This is a genomic window from Isoptericola halotolerans (assembly GCF_045689585.1).
GTDB lineage: Bacteria > Actinomycetota > Actinomycetes > Actinomycetales > Cellulomonadaceae > Isoptericola > Isoptericola halotolerans_B.
In genome coordinates this window covers 3,708,020-3,727,292 of record NZ_CP140108.1, presented here as the reverse complement: position 1 = coordinate 3,727,292, position 19,273 = coordinate 3,708,020, and the positions used below count along the sequence as shown (strand labels likewise).

Sequence of the window (19,273 nt, the reverse complement as noted above, 5' to 3'; positions counted from 1 at the left end):
GTGTCGACGTGGACACGTGCGAGCGGCAGACCAGGCAAGGTCTCGACGATCGGGGTGCTGTGCCCGGTGGTCGGCGGCTACTACTTCGGCCGCGTCCTGGCCGGCATGGCGAGGGTGGTCCGGGCGGAGGGGCACCGGTTGGTCGCGGTGCAGACCTACCCGGCCGACGTCGACCGGGACGAGTTCCCCGTGCCGCCGTACCGGCGGGCGGCACCGGGCCTCGACGTGTACGACGGCCTCGTGGTCGTCACGACGGCGCTGCCGGACGAGGAGCTGCGCCGGCTCGACGCGACCGGTGTCCCGATGGTCACCCTCGGGGTGCCGCCGGACGACCTGCGTGCCCCGGCGGTGTCGCCGGACAACGCCGGTGGCGTGCGCGCCGCCGTCGACCACCTGGTCGAGCACGGTCACCACAGCATCGGGTTCCTGGGCAACACCGACCAGCGGGACATCGCCGAACGCTACGCCGCGTTCCGGGACGCGTTGGCTGTGCACGGGCTGGAGCACCGGCCCGAGCAGGTCTACCGCACGCGGGACAACCAGGAGGCGGCGGCCGAGACGGTCGGGCGCCGGCTGCTCGAGCAGGGTCTGACCACGACCGCGACGGTGGCCGCGACCGACCGCAACGCGATCGGGTTCCTGCGTGGCCTGCACGGGGCCGACCCGGATCGGGGCGCGGGGCAGGCGGTGATCGGTTTCGACAACGCCGACGTCGGTGCGCGCACCTGGCCACGGCTCACCTCCGTCGACCCGTTGCACGACGCCGTCGGTGAGCTCGCGGCCACGCTCGTGCTGGCCAGGACGCGTGGGGAGCAGCTCGGCGGGGTGCACCGGCTCGAGACGGCTGCGCTGGTGCGGCGTGAGTCGTGCGGCTGCGCCCGCGGCACCCGCAGCACGGTCGTGACCGCCGGCTCGACGGCGCCGCGGGACCCGGATTCGCTCGGGGCCGTCGCCCGGGTGGTGTTCGCCCGTGCCGAGGGGATGCACAGCCGTGGCGCGACCGACGCCTGGCTCGCCCTGACCCGACAGCTCGTCGAGGCGAGCGTCGCGACGGGTCAGCAGCCGCTCGCGGCCGCGCTGCGTGCGCTCGGGGACCGCACCGCGTCGCTGCGCCCGGGACCCGGAGCGCTCGAGCAGCTCGTGCCGGCCCTGCACGCGGAGGGCGTCCGGGTGCGTGAACGGCTCGCGGCCCGCTCCGCCGCACCGCGCGGGAACGACGACGTGCCCGCCCTGCCCGGGCTGGACCCGGGCGCCGCCGACGCCGTGGACGAGGCCCTCTTCCAGGTCATCGTCGCCCTGAGCCGCGGCTGCGCCCACGGGGACCTGGCCCGCGCCGGTCGGCTCGAGCAGGACCTCGTGGACCAGAACCTCGTGGACCTGGAGCTGATGCGGGCCGACGGCGAGTCCCTGCGACGCCTGGACTGGATGCCGAGGGCGCGGATCTCCACGGCTGCCCTGGCGCTGTGGGAGGACCACCCGGACCGCCCCGCCGAACGCGTCCTGCGCATCGTCGGGGCGCGGGGCGCGGCCGGCGAGCATCTGGTGGGTCAGAGCCTGGCGCCGCAGGAGTTCCCCCCGCCGGGCCTCGCGGACCCTCGCTCGCTGACGGTCGTGGTGCCGGTCGCGTTCGGCCGGGTCGACCTCGGTCTGCTGGCCGTAGGCGGCCTGGTCGACTCGCGGGCGACGAGCACACGGGCCCGCTACAACCACTGGGCGGCGATGCTGGCCGTCGCGCTCGAGGCCGAGGAGTCGCTCACGGCGCTGGAGGCGCAGCGCCGCTGCCTCGCCGAGGAGGCGGAGCGCGAGCGGGCGCTCGCGCTCGACGTCGCCGCGGGCGAGGAACGGTCGGCGCTCGTCTCCATCGCCTCCCACGACGGCACCTGGGACTGGGACGTCGACGCGGGCACGGTGCGCTACTCCCAGGCGTGGGCGCGGCTCGTCGGCGAGGACCGGGCGTCCCTCGCCGACGACCCGCGCGAATGGCTCTCCCGGGTGCACCCGGACGACCTGCGCCGGGTCCACGCCGCCGTGGCCGCCCAGCTCTCCGGGACCCGGGAACCGCTCGACGTCGAGCACCGGATCCGGGCGGCGGACGGCACCTATCTGCCGGTGCGCTGCCGCGCGGTGACCGTGCACGACGCCGGGGACCGGCCCGTCCGGCTGGTGGGGGCGATGGCGGTGGTCGCCGAGCAGACCCCTGACCAGCCACGGGACGTCGTGCCGCCCGAGAGGCCGTTCGTCGACGTCGCGACCGGCCTGGTCGCGCACGACCTGTTCGTCGACCGCCTCGACCGGGCCATCCGCCGTCGCAGGAGGCTGCCCGCCTACGCCTGGCAGGTCCTGGCGGTCGCGGTGCCGCAGGGCATCGACGGGCCACCGCTGCACCTGCTGCGCGGGGAGCTCGACGAGGACGACTGCGCCACCGCCGTCGGTGCCGGCGGGGTCGCCGTGCTGCTGGACGGCCAGGACGGCCGCTCGGCGCAGCACCGGGCCGCCCGCCTCGCCGCCGTGCTCGGCCCGCGGGCCGTGGTGCGGCGGGTGCCGACCGTCGAGCCGGCCGGGTCGACGCTCGTCGCGGCGGACGTGCTGGAGCGTGTCGTGGTCGCGCTCGGAGCCGCCGACGCGCAGCGGTGGCAGGTCGCGGTCGACGTCCACGCCTGAGCGGCGCCCTGCCGCCGGGCGGGGCTCGGGCGCCTCGTGGAGCGCCGGCCCTAAACGTTTCGTCGCGTTGTGGGATCGCTCCCACTGGCTGATCGTCGGGGAGTCCGCTCAACGAAGAGAGGTTCCCATGCATCGCACAACCGTCCGCACCCGCCTGGTGGCGGGTGCCGCGGCGTCGGTCACGCTGGCCGCCCTCGTCGCCGCCGTGCCGGCCGGCGCGGCGCCACCGGTGCCGTCCGTCGCCACCGCCGTCGAGGACCTCGACACCGGCGGGGAGTACACGCAGCGGTTCCTGGAGCTCTACGACAAGGTCCACGACCCCGCCAACGGCTACTTCTCACCGCAGGGCATCCCTTACCACGCCGCCGAGACGCTCATGGTCGAGGCGCCCGACCACGGCCACGAGACCACCAGCGAGGCGTACTCGTTCTGGCTGTGGCTCGAGACCTCCTACGGGCAGGTCACCGGCGACTGGGAGCCGTTCAACCACGCCTGGGACACCCTCGAGGCGTACATGATCCCCACCACCGAGAACCAGCCGACCAACGGCGCCTACGACCCCGGCAGCCCCGCCACCTACGCCCCTGAGGCCAACCACCCCAGCGAGTACCCGTCCGAGCTGGGCACGTCGGTCAGCGTCGGCACCGACCCCCTCGGCGACGAGCTGGAGCAGACGTACGGCACGCCGGAGATCTACGGGATGCACTGGCTCGCCGACGTGGACAACGTGTACGGCTTCGGGGCCGCACCCGGCTCCTCCGAGCTGCTGGGGCCCGACCACGAGGGCACCAGCTACATCAACACCTTCCAGCGCGGTCCGCAGGAGTCCGTCTGGGAGACCATCCCGCAGCCGTCGATCGACGACTTCTCGTACGGCGGAGAGAACGGCTACCTGGACCTGTTCACCGGGGACTCCTCGTACACGGAGCAGTGGAAGTTCACCAACGCCCCCGACGCCGACGCCCGCGCCGTCGAGGCCGCCTACTGGGCGAACAAGTTCGCCACGGAGCAGGGGCAGCCCGAGGCGGTGGCCGACACCGTCGGCAAGGCGTCGAAGATGGGCGACTACCTGCGGTACGCCCTGTTCGACAAGTACTTCAAGACGCCCGGCTGCGAGTCCGAGTCCTGCCCGGCCGGGACGGGCCGCGAGAGCGCCCACTACCTGCTGAGCTGGTACTACGCCTGGGGCGGCGCCCTGGACACCTCAGCACCCTGGGCGTGGCGCATCGGCTCGAGCCACGCGCACTTCGGCTACCAGAACCCGATGGCCGCGTGGGCGCTGGCCAACGACCCCGCGCTGGCGCCCGGGTCCCCGACCGCCGAGGACGACTGGTCCGCGAGCCTCGACCGCCAGGTGGAGCTGTTCCAGTGGCTGCAGGCACCCGAGGGCGGCATCGCCGGAGGGTCCACCAACAGCTGGGACGGGCACTACGCCGACCGGCCCGACGGCGTGGCCACGTTCTACGACATGGCCTACACCGAGGCGCCGGTCTACCACGACCCGCCCTCCAACGAGTGGATGGGCATGCAGGGCTGGGGCGTCGAGCGCATCGCCCAGCTCTTCCACGAGACGGGGGACGAGCGCGCCGAGGACATCCTCGACGACTGGGTGCCGTGGGTCATCGACCACATCACCGTCACCGAGGACACCTGGGAGATCCCCTCGAACCTCGCCTGGTCCGGCCAGCCCGACGACTGGGACCCCGCGAACCCCGGCGACAACGCCGGCCTGAGCGTCGAGGTCACCGGCTACGGCCAGGACGTCGGCGTGGCCGGGGCGCTGGCCCGCACGCTGATGTACTACGCAGCCGGGCCGGGTGAGGACCCGCAGCAGATCGCGGCGCAGCAGACCGCCCACGACCTGCTCGAGGCGATCTGGACGCAGAACAGCGACCCGCTCGGCGTCGCCACCACGGAGACCCGCGCTGACTACGGGCGCTTCGACGACGTCTACGCCGGCGGCGACGGGGACGGGATCTACGTCCCCGACGGCTGGAGCGGCACCATGCCGAACGGTGACGTCATCGAGCCCGGGGTGTCGTTCCTGGACATCCGCTCGTTCTACGAGGACGACCCGCAGTTCGACAAGGTCCAGGCCCACCTCGACGGCGGCCCCGCACCCGAGTTCACCTACCACCGGTTCTGGGCGCAGACGGCGGTGGCCACGGCGCTCGCCGACTACGACCGGCTCTTCGGCGACTCGCCGGAGCCGCCGGAGGACACCGAGCCTCCGACGGCCCCGCAGGACCTCACCGCGACGGCTGACGGCACCACCGTGGAGCTCACGTGGACGGCGGCGAGCGACGACGTGCGCGTCGCGGGCTACGACGTCAGCCGGGACGGGGCCGAGGTCGGCAGCGTCGGGGGGACCGCGACGTCGTTCACGGACCCGGGGCTCCCCGCGTCGACCGACTTCACCTACACGGTCACGGCGCGCGACGCCGCGGGGAACGTCTCGGAGGCGTCCGCCCCCGCGACGGTGACCACCGGGGACGACGAGCCCGACCCGCCCGCCGGGGCCTGCACGGCCGCGTACACCACCGCCAACGCGTGGTCGGGCGGGTACCAGGGCCAGGTGGTCGTCACCGCCGGGGCCGACGGCGTCCGGGACTGGGAGGTCATCGCCCCCGACGGGCTGACCACGTCCAGCCTGTGGGGCGGCCGGCTCGACGACGGCGTGATCACGCCCGAGTCCTGGAACGCGGACCTGGGTGCCGGGCAGTCCGCCACCGTGGGGTTCGTCGGCACCGGTGAACCGCCGGCCGCGCAGGAGCTCGGCTGCACGGGGGTGGTGCCGGGGTCCTGACCGGCGTCCCTCGAACCGGTCTCAGGAGGCCGGGCGGCCCGCCTGCCGCTCGGCCTCCTGAGCCACGTTGCGCTGCATCCCGCCGAAGACGATGCCGTGGAACGGGGCCACCGACCACCAGTACGCCTGACCCGCGAGCCCGTGCGGGTGGAAGAGCGCCCGCTGGGCGAAGTAGGTCCGGCCCGGTCCGACGGCGTCCCGCAGGCTCGGGGCGTCGGCCGCCTCGTCGGTCACCTCCGCGGCGGCCTCGTCCACGCGCAGCTCCAGCCACGCCAGGCCCGGCAGGCGCATCTCGGCGCGGAGCAGCAGGCGCTCGCCCGGCTCGATCGCCTCGACCCGCCAGAAGTCCAGCACGTCGTCGACGCGCAGCCGGTGCTCGTCGCGACGGCCGCGGCGCAGCCCGGGGCCACCGAGAAGCCGGTCCACCAGGCCCCGGGCCTGCCAGGCCAGCGACCACGAGTACCAGCCGCCCTGACCGCCGATCTCCTCGATCACCCGCCACAGCACCTCCTGCGGCGCGTCGACCACGGTGCGCCGCTCGTCGACGTACAGCGAGCCGCCCGTCCAGTCGGGGTCCGTGGGCAAGGGGTCCGACGGCGCGCCGGGCACCGACGCGGACGACCAGCGGGTGGTCACCTCGCCGTGGTGGATGCGGGTCAGCGCGAGCTCGATCGCACGGTCGACGCCGACGAGACCCTCCGGCGGGTCGGGCACGTAGCGGCGCACGTCGTCCTCGAGACACACGACCTCGTGCTGCAACGAGTCGACCAGCGGGCGTGCGATCCCGGACGGCACCGGTGTCACCAGGCCGACCCAGTGGCTCGACAGTCGCGGGGTCAGCATCGGCACGCCGACGATGACCCGCTGCCGCAGCCCTGCGACGCGTGCGTAGCGGTGCATCATCTCGCGGTAGGTCAGGACCTCGGGACCACCGATGTCGAACCCGCGCGAGACGTCGGCCGGGAGCGTCGCCGCACCCACGAGGTACCGCAGCACGTCCCGGATCGCGATCGGCTGGATCCGGTTGTCCACCCAGCGTGGCGTCGTCATCGCCGGCAGCCGCTCGGTGAGGTACCTCATCATCTCGAACGACGCCGAACCGGACCCCAGGATCACCGCCGCCCGCAGCACCGCCGTCGGCACCCCCGAGGCGAGGAGGATCTCCTCGACCTCCTTGCGCGAGGCCAGGTGCGCCGACAGGTCACCCTCCGGCACGTCCGGGTACAGACCGCCCAGGTAGACGATGCGGGCCACGCCCGCCTCGCGGGCCGCCTGCGCGAAGGTCAGGGCGTTGCGCCGGTCGACGGCCTCGAACGTCCGGCCCGTCCCCAGCGAGTGCACCAGGTAGTAGGCGACGTCGGCTCCGTCGAGGGCCGTACGGATCGCGTCGAGATCTCCCACGTCCGCGGCGACCCGCTCGATGTCATCGGCCCAGTCCCGTCCGTCGAGGCGAGCAGGGTCGCGGGAGACGGCGCGGACCGTGTGCCCGGCCGCGAGCAGCTCCGGGACCAGACGTCCCCCGACATAGCCGGTCACCCCGGTGACGGCGGCCCTCATCCGAGGAGCTCCAGGACCGCGCGCTCGGCCCGCGAGCGGACCCGCGTCGCGCCGATCGTCTCCCCGCGCTCCCACCGGTCGAACAGCCGTGGGTCGATGTAGGACGACCGGGCCACCGCCGGGGTGTTGCTGAGCTCCTCGGCGACGTCGCGCACGACGCCGGCGACGACGCGTCGTGGGGCACGCCGCGGCGACGGCGCAGGACCGGCGTCTGCCAGCGCCTGCGCCGTCAGCACGGTCGCGTGCCAGGTGCGGAAGTCCTTCGGTGTGGCGTCCTCGCCGAGCCGTGCCCGGACGTCGGCCTGCACGTCCGCGCTCGTGACGTCGTTCCAGGTCCGTCCGCCTCGCGTGTCGTCGCACCAGGCCAGGAGCTCGGTGCCACCGCGACGGCGTTTGAGCGTGGTGACGTGCCGCGCCACCGTCGCGTCGTGCACGACCGACTCGCGCACCTGGCCGGACTTGGCCGGGTACCGGAAGCAGACGCTGCCGTCCCGGCGCACCCGGGCGTGCTCCTTGCGGATCGTGGCCAGCCCGTAGCTGCCGTGGCGCCGTGCGTACACCTCGCTGCCCGCGCGGAAGGAGGCGTCGTCGAGCAGCCGGAACGCCAGCGCCAGCGCCTTCCGCCGCGGGAAGCCCGGACGGCGCAGGTCACGGCTCACCCCGCGCCGCGCCACGGGCAGCCGGCGACCGACCTCCAGGACGTGGTCGTGCTTGCGCCGGGCGCGCCGCTCCTGCCACTGCGGGTGGTACAGGTACTGGCCGCGTCCGGCGCCGTCGTGACCGAAGGCCTGCAGGTGGCCGTTCTCGAAGCGGCAGATCCAGACGTCGCACCACGCGGGCGGGATCGCCAGGTGCCGGCACCGTTCGATCGCGTCGGCATCGGCCAGGGGCATGCCGTCGACGTCCAGGAGGACCCAGCCGTCGCCCTTGCGACGGCGCGAGTACCCCGGGTCGGACGGTGACGAACGGCGCAGACGCACCCTGACAGTGTGGAACGACAGGCGCCATCGCGCACGGGGTACGGGTCAGCCGGGCAGGCGCACCATGCCCTCCTGCGCGATGGTCGCCACCAGGGCGCCTCCGCGGTCGTAGACCCGGGCGAGCCCCAGGCCACGGCCGCCCTGTGCTCCGGGTGACTCCTGGACGTACAGCAGCCACTCGTCGGCGCGCGCGTCGCGGTGGAACCACATCGCGTGGTCGAGGGAGGCCATGGGCACCTTGCCACCGACGTCGAGCCAGGACGTGCCGGCCTGGCGCAGCACCGGCTCCAGCATCACCTGGTCGCAGGCGAACGCCAGCAGGGCACGGTGCAGCAGCTTGTCGTCGGAGGAGATCTCGTGCCGCGCGCGGACCCACACCAGCTGCTCCGGGCGAGGGTCGGACGCCGCGCCGAGGTAGACGGACCCGCCCACGTGCGCCAGCTCGAACGCCGACCCCTCGGACCAGTAGCGGGCCGCCGGGTGGTCGACGCCCGCGAGAGCCTCGACGGTGGAGGTGACGTCCTCCGGCGCCGGGACGCCGTCAGGCATCGGCACCTGCGCCTCGTAGCCGGGCTGGTCCACCTGGAACGACGCCGTCAGCGACAGGATCGGCCGTCCGGCCTGGATCGCGTGGGTCCGCCGCGCGCTGAAGGACCTGCCGTCGCGCAGGCGCTCGACGGCGAAGTCCACCGGGGAGTCGAGCGCTCCCTCGCGCAGGAAGTAGGCGTGCAACGAGTGGGGGAGGCGGTCGTCCTCCACGGTGCGGCCGCAGGCGATCAGCGCCTGGGCGAGCACCTGGCCGCCGTACACGCGCCGGCCGGGCCCCGGCACGGAGTCGCCGCGCCACAGGTCGTCCTCGCCGCGCGGTCCCCAGCCCTCGACCTCGCGCAGGTCGAGTGCGGCCAGCAGCTCGTCGAGGGGCCCAGGATTCTCGGTCACGCTCGGACTCACTCCTCTGTGTCCTGTGGTCGGAATGGTGCTGCGCTCGCACGCTCGCTCCGCATCATTCCTCGAGCTTGTGGTCGGAATGGTGCTGCGCTCGCACGCTCGCTCCGCATCATTCCTCGAAGGTGTTGATCATGCTGAAGGCCGCCCGCTCCAGGTAGTCCCACAGCTGGGACTCGTGCGCGGGCGCCAGGTCGAGGGAGTCGACGGCGGTGCGCATGTGCTGCAACCAGCGGTCGCGGGCCTCGGGGTTGACCTTGAACGGCGCGTGCCGCATCCGCAGGCGAGGGTGGCCGCGCTGCTCGCTGTACGTCGTCGGACCACCCCAGTACTGCTCGAGGAACAGCGTCAGGCGCTCCTTGGCCGGGCCCAGGTCTTCCTCGGGGTACATCGGACGCAGCACCTCGTCCTGCGCGACGCCGTCGTAGAACACGTCCACGAGGCGCTCGAACGTGGTGTGGCCGCCGACGTCGTCGAAGAAGGTGGGTGTCGTCACCGGCACATCCTCCCAGATCGGGGACGGGCCGGGCCGCCGTCCGTCCGTGGCGGTGGTCACCCGGGAACACCCGCTCGTGCGAGACGTTAGGCTGGTAACGGACCTGCAACGACGCGATCCGACGAACCACTTCCTGGGGAGACACCGAATGAGCAAGGCGGACGACATCCTCTCAGCACTCGGCGGGACCACCAACGTCGTCGAGCTCGAACCCTGCATCACGAGACTGCGTGTCCAGGTGTCGGACCCGCAGCTCGTGGACGAGCACGCTCTGAAGACCTCTGGGGCGTTCGGCGTCGTCCGCTCGGGCCGCGTCATCCAGGTCATCGTCGGCCCGGAGGCCGACAACCTGGCCGCGGAGCTCGACGGGCGCCTCGCCTCGGCCTGAACCGCGCCGAGACGGTCCGCACGCGCCCCCAGGCGGGCGCGTGCGGACCGCGGCAGCACCCTGGTCCGCGCGGGCGCGTGCGGACCGCGGCAGCACCCCGGTCCGCGTCTGTGTCAGCCCTCGTCGCTCGCCGTCATCTCTGTCCGCAGCACGCCCGCGCCACGGAGGTGCGCCTGCGCGGCGCGGAGCATCGCTCGTGACACGTCCCACTGCACGCCGGGCTTGACCTGCGCGTGCAGGGTGAAGGTCATCGAGAAGTCCGTGACGGCGTCGACACCGCGGACCGACGGCGGCTCGAGGAACTCCGCGGCCAGCTCCGGGTCGGCCGCGACGGCGTCGGCCGCACGGCCGAGCGCGGAGCGGACCACGTCGACGTCCGCGTCCACGGGAACGCGGACCTCGGCCAGCGCCCGCGACCACCCCTGCGTGCGGTTGCCCGCCCGCAGGATCTCGCCGTTGCGGACCCACCACAGGGTGCCGTCGATCGAGCGCACCTGCGTGGTGCGCAGCTGCACCTCCTCGATGACGCCGTCGGCGCCCGAGCCGAGGTCGACGACGTCTCCGACACCGAACTGGTCCTCGACGAGGATGAAGACGCCGGAGATGAAGTCCTTGACCAGGGACTGGGCGCCGAAGCCCAGGGCAATGCCGGCGACGCCCGCGGAGGCGAGGAGGGGTCCGACGCTGAAGCCGATCTCGGTCAGGACCATCAGCAGGATCATGACGCCGACGACGATGTTCGCCGTCGAGTTGAGGACCGATCCCACGGTGCGCGCCCGCTGGGCGCGTCGCGCGGAGGCCAGCGGGTTCGCGGTCCCGATCGCGTCGCCCACGATCGGTGAACGGCGGAACCAGTCCTTCGCGCCCTTCTCCTCGGTGGGCGGCTTGCCGGTGGCGATCCGCTCCGTGACGTGGGAGATGAGGCGACGCAGCAGGACCAGCGCGAGGACGCCGACGACCACGATGATCACGACGCGCAGCGGCCAGCCGGTGAACCAGGGCCAGAACGAGTCGGTGATCCAGGTGCCGAACGAACTGAACCAGTCGGAGGCCTCCTCCACGGTGCCCGGATCGGGGACCGGCGTGCTGGCGTCGACGGGTGCGGGGGCGAGGTGTGGCGAGATCACGCCCGCCACCGTAACGGCCCGCGCCGCCGGTCGACACCGTCGACGAGCCGTCCGCTGGCGTGGGGCGACTGCTGCAGGCGTCCGATGGTGGCAGGATCGTCCCCGTGAGCATCAAGGACATGGACCAGACCGTGCCCGACGACGGCACGCGCCCCGACCTGCACGAGCTCGCCGGGGCGCACGGGGTGCTCACCGAGTACCACCGGTTCGGCGGCGGCACCGCCCAGGTGCCCGACACGACCCTGGTCGCGGTCCTCGGCGCGCTCGGGGTCGATGCCTCCGGGCCGCAGCAGGTGGCGCACGGCCTGCGCCGCGTGCGCGACGAGGAGTGGCGCTCGGTGCTGCCGCCGACCGTGGTGGCGCGCCAGGGCCACGAGACGCTCCTGCCCGTGCACGTCAGCGACGGCGCGTCGGTGCACGTGTGGCTGGAGCTGGACGGCGCCGAGCCGGCCGCGCGGCGGCATGCGGTCCGGCCGCGACGCGACCTGCAGCAGTCCGGCGACTACGTCCCGCCACGCGAGGTCGACGGACGGGTGGTGGGACGGGCGACGTTCGTGGTCCCGGCCGACGTCCCGCTGGGCTGGCACACCCTCTATGCGCTCAGCGAGGGCCAGGAGTCCTCGACGACCCTCGTGGTCACGCCCGACCGGCTCGACCTGCCGCCGGGGCTCGAGCGGGGCCAGGCGTGGGGGGTGCTCGCGCAGCTCTACTCGGTACGGTCGCGGACCTCGTGGGGCATCGGCGACCTGGCCGACCTCGCGGACCTCGCCTGGCTCACGGCGCACCGGGCGGGTGCCGACTTCGTGGCGGTCAACCCGCTGTCCGCGGCAGAGCCCGTCACGCCGATGACCCCTTCGCCCTACCTGCCCACCTCGCGCCGCTACGGCAACCCGATCTACGTGCGCGTCGAGGACATCCTGGAGACCGCCTACCTGTCGGCCGCAGACCGTTCCCTCGTGGAGTGGGCGGCGGACCCGGTGCGCGACCTCGACGGCAACGGCGGACCCATCGACCGCGACGCCGTCTGGGAGGCGAAGAAGGCGGCGCTCGAGGTGGTCTACTCGGCGCCACGGCGCGCCGCCCGGCAGGCCGCCTTCGAGGACTTCGTCGCCACCGAGGGCGCCGGGCTGCAGGACTTCGCGACCTGGTGCGCGATCGTCGAGGAGCTCGGGGGCCGGCCCTGGCCCACCGAGCTGGCCGACCCGGCGTCGCCGGCGGTCGCCGCGGCCCGCGAGCGGCTCGCCGAGCGCATCGACTTCTACGTCTGGCTGCAGTGGGTGTTCGACGAGCAGAAGGCCGGCGCCCAGCGCACGGCGGTCGACGCCGGCATGCGGCTGGGTATCGTCCACGACCTCGCCGTCGGCGTGCACCCGGACGGGGCCGATGCCTGGGCGCACGCGGACGTGCTGGCCCGCGGGGTCGGCGTCGGCGCCCCGCCGGACATGTACAACCAGCAGGGGCAGAACTGGTCCCAGCCGCCGTGGAACCCGCGGGCGCTGGCCCGGGCCGGCTACGCGCCGTACCGCGACATGCTGCGCACCGCGCTGCGGCACACCGGGGCGCTGCGCGTCGACCACATCCTCGGTCTGTTCCGCCTGTGGTGGGTGCCCGAGGGCGCCGACCCCACGCAGGGCGCCTACGTGCGCTACGACCACGACGCGCTCGTCGGCATCCTGGCGCTCGAGGCCCAGCGGGCCGGGGCGGTCGTGATCGGTGAGGACCTGGGCGTCTTCGAGCCGTGGGTGCGCGAGTACCTGGCGGACCGTGGCGTGCTCGGGACGTCCGTGTTCTGGTTCGAGAAGGACGGCGGGCGTCCGCGGGCGCCCCAGGACTACCGACGGCTGACGCTCGCGACGGTGGGGACCCACGACATGCCGCCGACGGCGGGATACCTGGCCGGCGAGCACGTCGACCTGCGCGAGCGGCTCGGCCTGCTCACCGAGGACGCGCAGGCGTTGCGGGGCCAGGCCAGGTCGGAGCGCAACGCCGCCGTGGCGGTGCTCGCCGAGCAGGGGCTGGTCGGGGACAACCCGTCCGAGCGCGAGGTCGTCGAGGCGCTGCACCGGTACCTGCGACGGTCGGAGGCCGCCCTCGTGGGGGTCCAGCTCGTCGACGCGGTGGGCGAGCGTCGCTCGCAGAACCAGCCGGGCACCGACACCGAGTACCCGAACTGGAAGGTCCCCCTCGGCGACTCCGCCGGCAACGTGGTCCTGGTCGAGGACCTCTTCGACAACGCGCGGCTGCGGTCGCTCTTCGCCGCGGTGGGCGCGGGCCGCTGACACCGGGAGCCCGCGAGGCGACGGCCTCGCGGGCTCCCGGAGTCAGGCGGCGTCGACCGCCTGGGCGGCCAGCGCCCGCTCGGTGCCGGCCAGCCCCTCGACGACCATCCGGCGCAGCGCCGCCGGTGCGTCGTGGTGCGTCTCGAGCCAGCCACGGACCACGTCCCGCAGCCGGGTCGACGCCAGGGGCGCCGGGTACAGCCCCTCGATGAGCTCCTCGGCGATGTGGTAGCTGCGCGTCTCCCAGATCGGCAGCAGGGAGTCCACGTACCGCTGGGCGAACGGAGTCAGCACGGCGGGGTCGGTGACCTGCACGAACCCGGCGGCGGTCGCGCGGATGATCGCGTTCGGCGCGTCCGCGTCGTCCACCACGGAGGCGAACGCGCGCTCCTTGCCCTCGACCGTGGGCGTGGCGGCACGGGCACGGGCCGCGGCCTGGCGGCCCGACGCCGTGTCGTCGGCGGACAGCGAGTCGTCGATCTCGTCGTCGCCGGCGGCGCCGAGCTGGACGAGCCCCTGGAGCAGCTCCCAGCGCAGGTCGGTGTCCACGGCGAGCCCGTCGAGGACGACGGAGCCGTCGAGCAGCCCGCGCAGCGGGGCCACGTGGGCGTCGGAGGAGGACATCGCCGCGAAGTACTTCACGAGCTGCAGCTGCAGGTCCGACCCCGCCGCGGCGTCCTGCGCCAGCGACCAGAGCGTGTCGCCGACGCGCTCGAGGGTCTCGGCGCGCCGCGCGGGCGCCACGTACGAGCGGGCGGCGAGCCCGAGCTGGGCCAGCGTGGTGCGCACCGTCGTCGACTCCGTCTCGGCCGCGATGTTGCCCAGCACCAGGTCGACGTACGCCGACGCCGGGGTCTCGCCGTCGCGCACGGCGTCCCACACCGAGCCCCACACCAGAGAGCGAGCCAGCGGGTCGCTGATGCGCGAGAGGTTCTCGACGGCGAAGGCGAGGGAGGCGTCGTCGAGCCGCACCTTGGCGTAGGCCAGGTCGTCGTCGTTCACGAGGACCAGGTCGGGCCGGGTCAGGCCGACGAGGTCGGGCACGGCGGTGCGTGGGCCGTCCACGTCGACCTGCACCGAGCGCGTGCGCACGACGGCGCCGGAGTCGTCGAGGTCGTAGCAGCCGATCCCGAGACGGTGCGGGCGCAGGGTGGGGTGGTCCGCGGGCGCCGACTGCTCGATGTGGAACGCCGTGATCCGGCGGTGGTCGTCCAGCTCGATCGCGGGCCGCAGGGTGTTGACCCCGGCCGTCTCGAGCCAGGTCTTCGACCAGGCGGTCAGGTCGCGCCCGCTGGTGGCCTCGAGCTCCACGAGGAGGTCGGGCAGCTCGGTGTTGCCCCACGCGTGCTTGCGGAAGTACGCCGACACCCCGCGGATGAACTCGTCACGGCCGACCCAGGCGACGAGCTGCTTGAGGACCGAGGCGCCCTTGGCGTACGTGATGCCGTCGAAGTTGACCTGGACGTCCTCGAGGTCGTTGATCGGAGCGACGATCGGGTGCGTGGACGGCAGCTGGTCCTGCCGGTAGGCCCAGGTCTTCTCCATCGCGTTGAAGGTGGTCCAGGCGGCCTCCCACTCGGTCGCCTCGGCGGTGGCGAGGGTGGAGACGTACTCGGCGAACGACTCGTTGAGCCACAGGTCGTTCCACCACTTCATGGTGACCAGGTCCCCGAACCACATGTGCGCGAGCTCGTGCAGGATCGTCACGACCCGACGCTCGCGGACGGCGTCGGTGACCTGGGAGCGGAACACGTACGACTCGGTGAAGGTGACGCAGCCCGGGTTCTCCATCGCGCCCATGTTGTACTCGGGCACGAACAGCTGGTCGTACTTGTCGAACGGGTACGGGACGCCGAACGTCTCCTCGTAGAACGCGAAGCCCTGCCGGGTGGTGGCCATGATGGCCTCGGCGTCGAGGTGCTCGGACAGCGACGACCGGCAGAACACACCGAGGGGAACGGTCCGGCCGTCCGACGACGTGACCTCGCCGCGCTCGACGGCGTACGGGCCGGCGACGAGCGCCGCGAGGTACGTGGAGATGCGCGGGGTGGGCCCGAACTCCCACCGGGCGGCCTCGATCCCGGGCTCGGTGGAGTGCGTGGCGGGGGTCGGCGCCGGCGTCGGCTGGTTCGACACGACGTGCCAGGCGGCCGGTGCGGTCACCGTGAGCTGGAAGGGAGCCTTGAGGTCCGGCTGCTCGAACGTCGCGAAGACCCGCCGGGCGTCCGGGACCTCGAACTGCGTGTAGAGGTAGACCTCGCCGTCGACGGGGTCGACGAACCGGTGCAGCCCCTCGCCGGTGTTCATGTAGCCGCAGTCCGCGACGACGCGGACCTCGTTGTCGGCCGCGAGACCGTCCAGGGTGATGCGGGAGTCGGCGAACACCTCGGCGACGTCCAGGGGGCGTCCGTTGAGCGTCACCTCGCGCAGGCGCGGGGCGACCAGGTCGAGGAACGTGCTGGCTCCGGGGGTCGCGGAGAACCGGACGACGGTCGTGGACTGGAACGTCGTCGGCCCGGTGGTCACGTCGAGCTCGACGCGGTAGGACTCGACGGTGCTGATGACCCCGGCGCGCTCGACGGCTTCGACGCGGGTCAGGTTCTCTCCGGGCACGGGTGCTCCCTGGGACGGTGACAGGTGACGGCGACCACGAGGTCGTCGCGGCCGCGTGCGTCGATCATGCCACCTCGGACCCGGCGTGCCGAACCCTTTCGCGGCGGAACGACGCCGGTCCGGCGAGGGCGTGGCACGGAGCTCTGGCGGACGGCGACCCGCACGACGGCGCGGACGGGTTCGACGGACGAGACCCGGTCGTGACATCCTGCGCTGTGCGCGTCAGCGCGTCGGCCGGTCGTCACGGCCGTCCGTCCCGGGAGGGAGCCCAGATGTCCGGCACCGTGCCGCCGCCACCGCCGCCCGGCCCTGCCCCGCAGGGACCAGGTGCCGACTCGCCGCAGGAGCCCGTGCGGCCCGCGTCCGCCGCGGCGACCGCGGCGACCCCACCGTCGTTCGCGCCCGGTTCCGCGCCGCAGGCCGGCGGGGCGGGTTCACCGTCGCCGGCGCCGGCGCCGGCGCCGCCGACGGCCGTGCAGCAGCCCACCGCGAGCCCGCACGCGCCGGTTCCGCCCGCTCCCACGCAGCGCCAGCCCGCGGGTCCGGCACCGACGAGCCCGGCACCGACGAGCCCGGCACCGACGAGCCCTGCGCCGGCCGGGTACTCCGCACCCGTCCGCCAGCCCGCCTATCAGCCGGCGGCCTACCGCCAGCCGGAGTACCACCAGCCCGCGTACCAGCAGCCGCCTGCTCCGCTCGCGGCATCTCAGCAGTACGGGTACACGCCTCAGCAGTACGCCTACCAGCAGCCGTCGCCGCCGACCGGGACGGCGCAGGCCCCCGCCGCGGCGGGCAGCGCGAAGCGTCCGAGCCGCCGGCTGTCCCCGGGGTGGATCGTGTTCATCGTCGTGGACGTGATCCTCATCGTCGTGGCGGTCACGTTCGCGATCAACATGCTCGGCGGCTCCGACGTGCCGACCGTCGCCGACGCGGAGCCGGACGCCGTCGCGACGCAGGACGCGCAGGACGGCGCGGAGGGCGAGGGCGCCGAGGAAGAGCCCGCCGCCGACCCGGGCGCGTCCGTCGCCGAGTTCGCCTCGCCGTCGCGGAACATCTCCTGCGAGGTCTTCGAGAACCAGGTCTCCTGCGCGATCGCCGAGCTGAACCAGCAGCCGGCCCCGGTGGAGGGCTGCGACGGGACGACGGGCTACGTGGTGACGCTGGGAGGAGACGGCGAGGTCGCCCTGCCGTGCGTGCCCGGTGCCGACAAGCCCACGGCGGCCGCCGGCGGCCTGGACGAGCTGCCCTACGGCGAGTCGACGACCGAGGGCGACTTCACGTGCACCAGCGAGCAGGACGGCATGTACTGCCAGCACGACCCGAGCGGCAAGGGTTTCTCGCTGGCGCGCGCCGGCGTCGGGACCTACTGACCGGTCCCGACGCCGGGCACGGTCACCAGATCCGCACGCGCTCCGCGGGCGGCAGGTACAGCGCGTCGGACGGCGCGACGTCGTACGCCGTGTAGTACTCGTCGAGGTTGCGCACGACGCCGTTGCACCGGAACTCGTTCGGCGAGTGCGGGTCGGTGGCCAGCCGTCGCACGACCTCCTCGTCGCGCCCCTTGGCCTGCCAGACCTGGGCCCAGCCGAGGAACACCCGCTGCAGCCCGGTCAGGCCGTCGACCACCGGGGCGTCGTCGAGGGAGCCGCCGAGGGCGATCCGGTAGGCCTTGATCGCGATCGAGAGGCCGCCCAGGTCGCCGATGTTCTCGCCGATCGTCAGCGCGCCGTTGACGAACGCGTCCTGGCCCGTGAGCTGGGCGGGGCGGAAGGCGCCGTACTGCTCCACCAGCGCCTTGGTGCGCTGCTCGAACTCCGCCCGGTCGGACTCGGTCCACCAGTCCTCGAGGCGACCGTCGCCGTCGTACTTGGAGCCCTGGTCGTCGAACCCGTGCCCGATCTCGTGCCCGATCACGGCACCGATCCCACCGAAGTTCACCGCGTCCTCGGCGTCCGGGTCGAAGAACGGCGGCTGCAGGATCGCCGCGGGGAAGACGATCTCGTTCATCCCCGGGTTGTAGTAGGCGTTGACCGTCTGCGGGGTCATGAACCACTCGTCGCGGTCGAGCGGGCGGCCGATCTTGCCGAGCTCGTGGTCCTGCTCGAAGGCGTGGGCCCGGCGCACGTTGCCGACCAGGTCGTCGGCGGTGATCTCGAGGCCGGAGTAGTCCCGCCACTTCACGGGATAGCCGACCTTGGGGGTGAACTTGTCCAGCTTCGTCAGGGCGCGCTGCTTGGTCTCGTCGGTCATCCAGTCGAGGCTCTCGATCGACTCGCGATAGGCGGCGACGAGGTACGCGACGAGCTCGTCCATGCGTTCCTTGTGCGACGGCGGGAAATGACGCGCCACGTACTCCTGGCCGACGGCCTCGCCGAGCGCCCCCTGGACGACGGTGACGGCCCGCTTCCAGCGCTCCCGGACCTCCTGCGCGCCCGAGAGGGTCCGCCCGTAGAAGTCGAAGTTCGCCTCGACGACCGCGTCGGCCAGGTACGGGGCGCGGGCGGTGATGAGGTGGTAGGCGGCCCACAGCTTCCAGTCCGCCAGCTCGGCCGAGGCCCACAGCGCCGCGAAGCCCGTGGCGAAGGACGGTTCGCGCACCACCAGGGCGTCGAGGGACCCGGCCGGCGCGCCCAGCTCCTCCGCCCAGCCCGCCCAGTCGAAGCCCGGGGCCGAGGCGACCAGGTCGTCGAACGTCGTCGGGTTGTAGGTCTCCGTGGCGTCGCGGTCGCGCACCACGTCCCAGTGGTGGGCGGCGAGCCGCGTCTCCAGCGCGACGACCCGCTCCGCGCCGTCGGCCGCCGCCGTGCCTGAGGCGTCCTGACCGACGCCCGCGAGCGCCAGCATGCGGGCCACGTGCGGCGTGTAGGCGGCCCGCACGGGGGCGTACTGGTCCTCGCGGTAGTACGCCTCGTCGGGCAGTCCGATGCCGGCCTGGGCGAAGTAGGTCACGTACGTCTCGGGATCCTTGGCGTCGTTGTCGACGTAGAACGCCACGGCTCCGCCGCCGCCGGTCCGCTGGAGCGCCCCGAGCACGCCGGCGAGCGAGGCGTGGTCGTCGGCGTCGCGGATCGCCACGAGCTCGTCGTGCAGAGGGGCGGTGCCCAGCTCCTCGACCCGCTCGGTGTCCATGAAGCTCGCGTACAGGTCGCCCACCTGGGCCTGCGCGCCGGTGGCCGCGCCCCGCCGGGCGGCCGCACCCGCGTCGGTGATGATCTCGCGGACCTGCTCCTCGGCGGCGTCGTGCAGGGCACGGAAGGCGCCGTCCATGGACCGGTCGGCGGGGATCTCGTAGGTGTCGAGCCACCGGCCGTTGACGTGGCGGAAGAGGTCGTCCTGGGGCCGGACGGCGTCGTCGAGCGTGGATGTGTCGATGCCGGACCGCAGCCCGGTCGCGTCGGTCGTCATGGCGCCAGACTACGCA

Annotated in this window: 12 protein-coding genes; 5 read left to right on the top strand and 7 right to left on the bottom strand. The window is 73.5% G+C overall.

Annotation, left to right across the window (positions count from 1 at the left end; all coding sequences use genetic code 11):
* Both UQW22_RS17510 and UQW22_RS17505 read left to right on the top strand, forming a co-directional pair.
* A complete protein-coding gene (locus tag UQW22_RS17510; RefSeq protein WP_407318453.1) occupies positions 1–2,661 on the top strand; it encodes a substrate-binding domain-containing protein in 2,661 nt (886 codons plus the stop codon).
* Positions 2,662–2,788: 127 nt separating this feature from the next.
* A complete protein-coding gene (locus tag UQW22_RS17505) occupies positions 2,789–5,467 on the top strand; it encodes a glycoside hydrolase family 48 protein (RefSeq protein ID WP_407318452.1) in 2,679 nt (892 codons plus the stop codon).
* A 21-nt stretch (positions 5,468–5,488) separates the two neighbouring features.
* Here UQW22_RS17505 and UQW22_RS17500 read toward each other — a convergent pair whose 3' ends face one another.
* The 4 genes from UQW22_RS17500 to UQW22_RS17485 all read right to left on the bottom strand — a co-directional run bounded on the left by UQW22_RS17500 (position 5,489) and on the right by UQW22_RS17485 (position 9,445).
* The gene (locus UQW22_RS17500; RefSeq protein WP_407318450.1) at positions 5,489–7,024 is read right to left on the bottom strand and encodes an SDR family oxidoreductase; all 1,536 of its coding nucleotides are present in this window, start codon (positions 7,022–7,024) and stop codon (positions 5,489–5,491) included.
* Positions 7,021–8,004 (bottom strand): DNA topoisomerase IB, encoded by a 984-nt coding sequence (locus UQW22_RS17495; protein ID WP_407318449.1) that lies wholly within the window; start codon positions 8,002–8,004, stop codon positions 7,021–7,023. Before UQW22_RS17495 ends, UQW22_RS17500 begins: the two co-directional genes overlap by 4 nt.
* Before the next feature lie 45 nt (positions 8,005–8,049).
* Positions 8,050–8,943 (bottom strand): acyl-CoA thioesterase, encoded by an 894-nt coding sequence (locus UQW22_RS17490; protein ID WP_407318448.1) that lies wholly within the window; start codon positions 8,941–8,943, stop codon positions 8,050–8,052.
* Between the two features lie 118 nt (positions 8,944–9,061).
* Positions 9,062–9,445, bottom strand: a complete 384-nt coding sequence (locus tag UQW22_RS17485) for a globin (RefSeq protein ID WP_407318447.1) — start codon at positions 9,443–9,445, stop codon at positions 9,062–9,064.
* A gap of 148 nt (positions 9,446–9,593) precedes the next feature.
* On the opposite strand from UQW22_RS17485, the gene UQW22_RS17480 reads away from it, so the two are divergent.
* On the top strand, positions 9,594–9,833 hold the full coding sequence (locus UQW22_RS17480) for a glucose PTS transporter subunit EIIB (protein ID WP_407318445.1): 240 nt from the start codon (positions 9,594–9,596) through the stop codon (positions 9,831–9,833).
* Between the two features lie 113 nt (positions 9,834–9,946).
* On the opposite strand, the gene UQW22_RS17475 is transcribed toward UQW22_RS17480, so the two are convergent.
* Positions 9,947–10,960, bottom strand: coding sequence for a mechanosensitive ion channel family protein (locus UQW22_RS17475; RefSeq protein WP_407318444.1), 1,014 nt, complete (start codon positions 10,958–10,960; stop codon positions 9,947–9,949).
* A gap of 119 nt (positions 10,961–11,079) precedes the next feature.
* On the opposite strand from UQW22_RS17475, the gene malQ reads away from it, so the two are divergent.
* The gene (gene malQ, locus UQW22_RS17470; RefSeq protein ID WP_407320849.1) at positions 11,080–13,239 is read left to right on the top strand and encodes a 4-alpha-glucanotransferase; all 2,160 of its coding nucleotides are present in this window, start codon (positions 11,080–11,082) and stop codon (positions 13,237–13,239) included.
* A 42-nt stretch (positions 13,240–13,281) separates the two neighbouring features.
* On the opposite strand, the gene pepN is transcribed toward malQ, so the two are convergent.
* Entirely contained in the window at positions 13,282–15,852 is a 2,571-nt protein-coding gene (pepN, locus tag UQW22_RS17465; RefSeq protein WP_407318442.1) for an aminopeptidase N, read from the bottom strand.
* Positions 15,853–16,124: 272 nt separating this feature from the next.
* Here pepN and UQW22_RS17460 point away from each other — a divergent pair, with 272 nt between their 5' ends.
* Positions 16,125–17,222, top strand: coding sequence for a hypothetical protein (locus tag UQW22_RS17460; RefSeq protein ID WP_407318441.1), 1,098 nt, complete (start codon positions 16,125–16,127; stop codon positions 17,220–17,222).
* Positions 17,223–17,244: 22 nt separating this feature from the next.
* Here the strand turns inward: UQW22_RS17460 and UQW22_RS17455 are convergent, their stop codons facing one another.
* Positions 17,245–19,257 (bottom strand): M13 family metallopeptidase, encoded by a 2,013-nt coding sequence (locus UQW22_RS17455; RefSeq protein WP_407318439.1) that lies wholly within the window; start codon positions 19,255–19,257, stop codon positions 17,245–17,247.
* Between the last annotated feature and the right edge of the window lie 16 nt (positions 19,258–19,273).